The organism is Planomonospora algeriensis, assembly GCF_977012225.1.
Window position 1 is genome coordinate 1 of the sequence record NZ_CDRNDK010000307.1, and the last position, 7,973, is coordinate 7,973.

Below are 7,973 nucleotides of genomic sequence, written 5' to 3' on the forward strand. Positions count from 1 at the left end.
CCGCACCGCCCGCCACCGTGCCGCCCGCCACCGGGCGCCCGGCCTCGCCCGCCACCGGACCTGCGGTGGTGCGCGGTCCCGGGGCGCCGTGCGGTCCCGGGGCGTCGTGCGGGCCCGCCTCCCTAACCCCCACTGGGCCGGAGCACGGATCCGACGGTGCGGATGATGATCTTGATGTCGGACCGGAGGGTCCAGCCGTCGATGTAGTGGTTGTCAAAGCGGGCACGGTCCTCGATGGAGGTGTCCCCCCGCAGCCCGTGAACCTGCGCCCAGCCGGTGATCCCGGCGGGGACGCGGTGGCGGTTCCCGTAGTGCGGCAGAGAGCGGGAGAACTGGTCGACGAAGAAGGGGCGTTCGGGCCGGGGGCCGACGATGCTCATGTCACCCCGCAGCACGTTCCAGAGCTGGGGCAGCTCGTCCAGCGAGGTCCTGCGCAGCAACCGGCCGAACCGGCCGACGCGCTCGTCGTCGGCGATGCTCCAGCGCGTGTCGGACTCGCGGGGGTCGGAGGGGTGGAGCGTGCGCAGCTTGAGCATCTCGAAGCGGCGGCCGCCGAGCCCCACCCGGCTCTGCCGGAACAGCACGCCGGGCCCGCCCTCGCAGCGCATCGCCAGGGCGCACAGGGCGAGCAGCGGGGCGGTGACCACCAGGCCGGTGAGGGCCACGGCGATGTCGAGGAGCCGTTTCAGCCGCCAGGACGGCCGTGCCTGCGGGACGGGGCGCATCCGCAGCAGGGGGAAGCCCCGGACGTGGTCGTGCGGGGGCAGGAAGTCGACGAGGAGGCCCCCCGGCTCGGGCGCGAGGAAGACCTCGCAGCCCAGGTCCCTGGCGATGCGGGCCAGCACGGGGGTGTCCGCCCCGGGGACGGGGTCCGAGGCGACGACCACCGCGCGGACGCGGTGCTCCTGCAGGGCCGCGGCGAACCGCTCCGGCCGGTCGGACGCCTGCTCCGGCACCCGTCCCGAAAGCCCTCCCGGCGTGTGCCCCGTCGCGTCCCCCGGCCACGGCCCGTCGTCGACGAAGCCGATGGGCGCCAGCCCGTGCTCGGGGTGATCGAGCAGGACCGACGCGAGCCGCCGGGCGTGCCGCCCGGTGCCGAGCATGATCGTGGGCCGCGCGACGCGGCGGGACCGCCGGCCTCGCCGGGCGGGGAGTCGGTACCGCCCGCCGTCCGGAGCGCGGGTCCCGCCCTCCGGGGCGCCGGTCCCGCCCTCCGGGCCGGCGGGCGGCCGTACGGCCGGTCCGTCGAAAGAGGCGGTTCCGGCCCCGCCGGTCCCGGTCGCGCCGCCGGAAAGGTGCTCATCCCTGGTGGTCGCGGACATCTGCGCCTCCGTATTCGAATTCTCTTTCCGCGACCGGCCTGAATTCAGTCAAGCTTCCCCCAACTCGGCGATCCCATTTGACGCCGCGAATATCGCGTCGATCATGCGGAAGGCCGGCCGGTGATGTCCGGAACGCCTCGACCGCAATGGATGCAGGTCTTCTCTGAATGTGAGAGCCTCGGCCCCTGCGAGCTTCTCGATGCTACTGACGGAAGTGGCGCCGATCTCGCATCTGACCACGCGTTTGCCGGTCGTCTGCGGCAAGTTTCCAATGGCCTGGCTTTTACGCCGACATATCGGGCCGACATATCGGATGGTGCGGGTCGGCATATCGAATGGGCCGGGGGTGGATGACGCGCGGGGACGGTTCGCGCCCGTATTCCGGCCGGCCCGCCGGAGGGCGGGCGGCGGGGCGCCCGGGTGGTGGCGGCAGGGTGACGGTGACCGGCCGCCACGTTGACGTTTCGCAACTTTTCAGGTGGTATCAGGAACGGTGCCGCGCGCCGGTCGACGATGATCGGCGCGGATGGTCACCGCCGCACCCGCGGACCGAGCATCATTTCCCCTTGTACGGGCACCTGTACGGCGCCGCGGATCTGGTGTAGATCCGGTCAAAAATGAGCAATACCCCTCACAAAGGAGTGAGAGCGACATGCCGCTCGAAGAGGCCAAAGACGAGCTGCTGAGGAGTGCCGCCGCGAGCTGCGCGCACACACCCGGCGGTGACTGCGGGAGCGCCGAGGAGGCGCTCGCCTTCCTGCGGCTCTACTACCGGCACGTCGCGCCGGAGGACCTGCTGGACCGTGACCCGGTGAACGTGTACGGCCCCGCGACCGCCCACCGCCAGCTCGCCGAGCGGCGTCCCCAGGGCCGGGCCGTGGTGCGGGCCTACACGCCGAACCTGGAGGAGCACGGCTGGGACCCCGGCCGCTCGGTCGTCGAGGTGGTCACCGACGACATGTCCTTCCTGGTCGACTCGGTGACGATGGAGCTCAACCGGCACGACATCGGCACGCACCTGATCATCCACCCGCAGATGCGGGTGCGCAGGGACATGACCGGCAGGCTCCTCGGCTCCGGCGAGGAGGACGTCACCGGGCAGATGCTCGTCGAGTCCTGGATGCACTTCGAGATCGACCGGCAGAGCGACCCCGCCGTGCTCCGGCGGCTCGAGGCGGACCTGCAGCGGGTCCTGTCGGACGTGCGCTACGCCGTCGAGGACTTCCCCAAGATGCGGGCGCTGGCCGTACGGACCGCCGAGGACGTCTCGGTGAACCCGCCGCCGCTCGACCTCGCCGGGGTGGAGGACAGCCTGGAGCTGATGCGCTGGCTCGCCGACGGGCACTTCACCTTCCTCGGCTACCGCGAGTACCGCCTGGAGCGCGGCGAGCAGGGCGACGAGCTGCACGCGGTGCCCGGGACCGGGCTGGGCATCCTCCGGCACGACAAGGCGGGCTCGGGCAGCTTCGCCGCGCTCCCGCCCGAGCTGAGGGCCAAGGCCCGCGAGAAGCAGCACATGCTGATCGTCACCAAGGCCAACAGCCGGGCCACCGTGCACCGCCCGGCCTACCTGGACTACGTCGGCGTCAAGCTCTTCGACGCGGAGGGGGAGGTCGTCGGCGAGCGCCGGTTCCTCGGCCTGTTCACCCACGCGGCCTACAACGAGTCGGTCGCCCGCATCCCGGTGCTCCGCCGCAAGCTGGCCGAGATCCTCGACCTGGCCGGGTTCTCCGCCGAGAGCCACGACGGCAAGGACCTCATCGAGATCCTGGAGACCTACCCCCGCGACGAGCTCTTCCAGACCTCGGTGCGGCAGCTCCTGCCGATCGCGCTCGGCGTGCTCCGGCTCCGCGAGCGCAAGCAGGTCAAGGTCTTCCTGCGCCCGGACGACTACGGCCGCTACGTCTCCTGCCTGATCTACCTGCCGCGCGACCGCTACACCACCAAGATCCGCATCAGGATGCAGGAGATCCTCCTCAAGGCGCTCGGCGGCGCCTCCCTCGACTACAGCGCGATGATCGGGGAGTCGGCCCTGGCCCGGCTGCACGTCGTCGTCCGCGGGGAGCGGGGCAGACAGCTGGGGGCGGACTCCGTCGACGTCGGGGAGCTGGAGGCCGTGCTGGCCGCCGCCACCCGGTCCTGGGAGGACGACCTGGCCGCCGCCATCACCGAGCTGAGCTCGGAGGCCGAGGCGCCCCGCCTCGTCCGCCGCTACGCCTCGGCCTTCCCCGAGGGGTACAAGGCGGACTTCCCGCCCCGGATGGCGGTCGCGGACCTGCGCCGGCTGGAGGCCCTGGCGGCGGCGTCGGGGACCTCGGCGGACTCGGGCGCGCCGGAGCCGTCCGACGCGATCGGGATGAACCTCTACGAGCCGTACGACGCCCCCGAGGGCGAGCGCCGGTTCAAGCTCTACCGGATCGGCCGGCCGATCTCCCTGTCGCAGGTGCTCCCGCTGCTCCAGCGGATGGGCGTCGAGGTGGTCGACGAGCGGCCCTACGAGATCGACCTCGACAACGACCCGTCGACGAAGGACGCCTGGATCTACGACTTCGGCCTGCGCTACACCCCCTCGCCGGAGGTGGACCGGGACGTCTTCAAGCGGCTCTTCCAGGACGCGTTCGACGCGCTGTGGCGGGGCCGGGTGGAGAGCGACGGCTTCAACGCGCTCGTCCTGACCGCGGGCCTCACCTGGGAGCAGGCCGAGATCCTGCGGGTCTACGCCAAGTACCTGCGCCAGGCCGGGACCGCCTTCAGCCAGGACTACATCGAGCGCGTGCTGCAGGGCAACGTACGGCTCGCCCGGCTGCTGGTCGGCCTGTTCGAGGCCCGGCTCGACCCGGCCCGCCCGGAGGAGGTCCGCCAGGACCTGACCGCCGCGCTGCACGAGGAGATCCTCGGCGCGCTGGACGACGTCGCCTCCCTGGACGAGGACCGGATCCTCCGGGCCTATCTGGAGATGATCCAGGCCACGCTGCGGACCAACCACTTCCAGCGGGTCGGCGGCGAGCGCAAGCCGTACATCGCGGTGAAGCTCGACTCGCCCTCGATCAGCGTGCTGCCGCTGCCCCGGCCGAAGATCGAGGTCTTCGTCTACTCGCCCCGCGTCGAGGGCGTCCACCTGCGCTTCGGGAAGGTCGCCCGTGGCGGCCTGCGCTGGTCGGACCGGATGGAGGACTTCCGCACCGAGGTCCTCGGCCTGGTCAAGGCGCAGATGGTGAAGAACACCGTGATCGTGCCCACCGGCTCCAAGGGCGGCTTCGTGGTCAAGAACCCGCCGAAGTCCGGCAGGCGGGAGGACCTGCAGGCCGAGGGCGTCACCTGCTACCGGATGTTCATCTCCGGCCTGCTCGACCTCACCGACAACCTCGTCGACGGCCGGGTGGTCCCGCCCGCCGACACGGTCCGGCACGACGGCGACGACACCTACCTGGTGGTGGCCGCCGACAAGGGCACCGCGACCTTCTCCGACATCGCCAACGGGGTCGCCAAGGAGTACGGCTTCTGGCTGGGCGACGCCTTCGCCTCCGGCGGTTCCATCGGCTACGACCACAAGGGCATGGGCATCACCGCCCGCGGCGCCTGGGAGTCGGTCAAGTACCACTTCCGCACCCTCGGCGTGGACGTGCAGTCCACCGACTTCACCGTCGTCGGCATCGGCGACATGTCGGGCGACGTGTTCGGCAACGGCATGCTGCTCTCCCAGCACATCCGGCTGGTCGCCGCCTTCGACCACCGGCACGTCTTCATCGACCCGCAGCCCGACGCCGCCCGCGGCTTCGCCGAGCGCGCCCGGCTGTTCGCGCTGCCGCGCAGCTCGTGGGAGGACTACTCGGCCGAGCTGATCTCCGCGGGCGGCGGCGTCTGGCCGCGCACGGCCAAGTCCATCCCGGTCTCGCCGCAGGCGCGCGCCGCGCTCGGCATCCCCGACGGGGTCGCCGCCATGGCGCCCAACGACCTGATCGGCGCGATCCTCAAGGCCCCGGTGGACCTGCTGTGGAACGGCGGCATCGGGACCTACGTCAAGGCGTCGTCGGAGTCGCACGCCGACGTCGGCGACAAGGCCAACGACGGCCTGCGGGTCGACGCCGCCGAGCTGCGCTGCAAGGTGGTCGGCGAGGGCGGCAACCTGGGCCTGACCCAGCTCGCCCGGATCGAGTACGCCCTGGGCGGCGGGCTGGTCAACACCGACTTCATCGACAACTCCGCGGGCGTGGACACCTCCGACCACGAGGTGAACATCAAGATCCTGCTGGACCGGGTGGTCCGCGACGGCGAGCTCACCGACAAGCAGCGCAACCAGCTCTTCCTCGACATGACCGACGAGGTCGCCGAACTGGTCCTGCGCGACAACTACGACCAGAACGTGGTGCTGGCCGCGGCCCGCGCGCAGGCGCCGGAGATGCTGCACATCCACGCGCGCTACCTGCGGCGGCTGGAGCGCGACGGGCTGGTCGACCGGGAGCTGGAGTTCCTGCCGTCGGACAAGGCGCTCGCCGAGCGGCGCCAGGCCGGGCTCGGCCTGACCGCGCCGGAGTTCTCCGTACTGCTGGCCTACACCAAGCTGGTGGTGGACGGCCAGATCCTCGCCTCCGACCTGCCCGACGACCCCTACCTGGCGTCCTGGCTGGTCTCCTACTTCCCGTCGGCGCTGCGTGAGCGGTTCCGCCCCTTCATGGACGACCACCCGCTCCGCCGGGAGATCATCACCACCTGCGTGGTGAACGATCTGGTCAACTCAAGCGGCACCACCTTCATGTTCCGGGTGGGCGAGGAGAGCGGCGCGTCCGCCCCGGACATCGCCCGCGCCTACCTCGTCACCCGGGAGGTCTTCGACCTGCCGAGCCTCTGGCGGGCGGTCGAGGAGCTGGAGGACAAGGTGGACGTCTCCACCCAGCTCGCGATGGAGCTGGAGGCGCGCAAGCTGTGCGAGCGCGGCACCCGCTGGCTGCTCGGCAACCGCCGGCCGCCGCTGGACCTGGCCTCCACGGTGGGCTACTTCACCAAGGGCATGAACGGCCTGCTGCCGCACCTGCCCAAGCTGCTGACCGGCTCCGACCTGGCGGCGTTCGAGGACCGCAGGGACTCCTTCATCGCCCGCGGGGTCCCCGACGACCTGGCCGAACGGGTCGCCGCGATGGTTCCGGCCTACTCCACCTTCGACCTGGTGGAGATCGCCACGAGCACCGGCCGCCCGGTGGACGAGGCCGCCGAGGTCTACTTCGACCTCGCCGACCGGCTCCGCCTGGCCGGGCTCCGGGAACGCGTCATCGCGCTGCCCAGGGACGACCGGTGGAACTCCATGGCCCGGGCCGCGCTCCGCGACGACCTCTACGCCGCGCACGCCGCGCTCACCCGGGGCGTGCTGATGGGCAGCGAGTCCGGCCTCTCGCCCGAGGAGCGGCTCGCCCGCTGGAGCGAGGTGAACTCGGCCGCGGTCGCCCGGGCCCGGCAGACGCTCTCGGAGATCTGGGAGAGCGACGACTTCGACCTGGCGACGCTCTCGGTGGCGCTGCGCGCGGTCCGGACGCTGGTGGCCTCCACCGGCCTGCCGCACGCGGAGGACTGAGCCCCCGCCCGGGGCCCGGCGGACCGAGCGTCCCCGGGCCCCCGGGGCCGGGTGTCCGCCCGCCCTCCCCGGGCCCGGTGTCCACCCGGACCGCGGAGGACGGGCGGGAGGTCAGGGCGCGAGGAGCGGGGCCGGGCGGGGCGTCAGGACACGAAGACCTTGGTGATGCCGCCGAGGTAGCCGACGACCCTGGCCGGCTCGCCGCTCTCCTTCGCCGGGACCACGCTCACGTACTGCTGCGTCTCCACGGTGCGCAGCTCCTTGCGGGCGTAGGGCTCCGTGGTCAGCCCCCGCGCCTTCCGGGGGACCGCGATGTACGGCGCGCAGGGATCGACCTTGATCGTCCGGGTCGTCGTCCTGACCAGGGAGTACATCACCAGGGCCCCGCCGTCCCCGGTGCGCAGCGCGTGCACCGGGTAGCCGGCCGCGGCGAAGATCGAGTCGTAGCCGAGGCAGTCGTCGCGCTTCTCCGCCGTGCGCGCGGCCGCGATCTCGGCCGCGTGGGCGGTGGTGTGCGGGCCTTCGGCGATCAACCCGGCGGAGAACCCCGCGGCTCCCTCCTCCGCGGTGGTCGCGTGGAGCGGCGCCATCAGCCGGGGGCTGATGGCCACGGTCATGTCGTCCTCGGCCAGGGCGGTGGCGTACCCCTCGGCGTCCAGGGCGACCTCGGGGAGCGCGTCGTCCAGCAGCGACAGGGAGCTGACCTGCCAGTCGTCCGCGCCCTGCCGTACCACCGTCAGCACGGCGGGGCGGGCCCGCCCGGCGGCGTCCCGGCGGTCCACCACGGCGGCGAACCAGACGGGCCCGTGGGCCAGGCGGGGGACCAGCAGCCGCGGCTCGCCCCAGGTGTAGCGGGGCGGGTCGCCGCCCTCGGCCTCCGCGCTGTCGTAGGCGGCCTGGGTGAGCGCCAGGTGTCCGTCGCGGGCCTGCTTGAGCAGGTGGTGCCGGTCGGCCAGCAGGCGCGGCGCGGCCGAGCCGAGGACCTCGTCGGCGGAGAGGATGTCCCGCAGCGCCCGGCCGGCCTCTTCCAAGGTGACCTGCGGGCGCACCGAGGGCGTCGGCGCGGGGGCCGTGCCGGCGGCCGA

At 72.5% G+C, this 7,973-nt stretch carries 3 protein-coding genes; 1 reads left to right on the top strand and 2 read right to left on the bottom strand.

Annotation, left to right across the window (positions count from 1 at the left end):
• Positions 1-122 precede the first annotated feature (122 nt).
• Positions 123-1,322 (bottom strand): sugar transferase, encoded by a 1,200-nt coding sequence (locus ACWJ6R_RS25480; RefSeq protein ID WP_449064659.1) that lies wholly within the window; start codon positions 1,320-1,322, stop codon positions 123-125.
• A gap of 652 nt (positions 1,323-1,974) precedes the next feature.
• Here ACWJ6R_RS25480 and ACWJ6R_RS25485 point away from each other — a divergent pair.
• Positions 1,975-6,888 (top strand): NAD-glutamate dehydrogenase, encoded by a 4,914-nt coding sequence (locus tag ACWJ6R_RS25485; RefSeq protein ID WP_449064660.1) that lies wholly within the window; start codon positions 1,975-1,977, stop codon positions 6,886-6,888.
• 143 nt (positions 6,889-7,031) lie between these two features.
• On the opposite strand, the gene ACWJ6R_RS25490 is transcribed toward ACWJ6R_RS25485, so the two are convergent.
• Positions 7,032-7,973: hypothetical protein (locus tag ACWJ6R_RS25490; RefSeq protein ID WP_449064661.1), on the bottom strand; the 942-nt coding region annotated here is incomplete at its 5' end.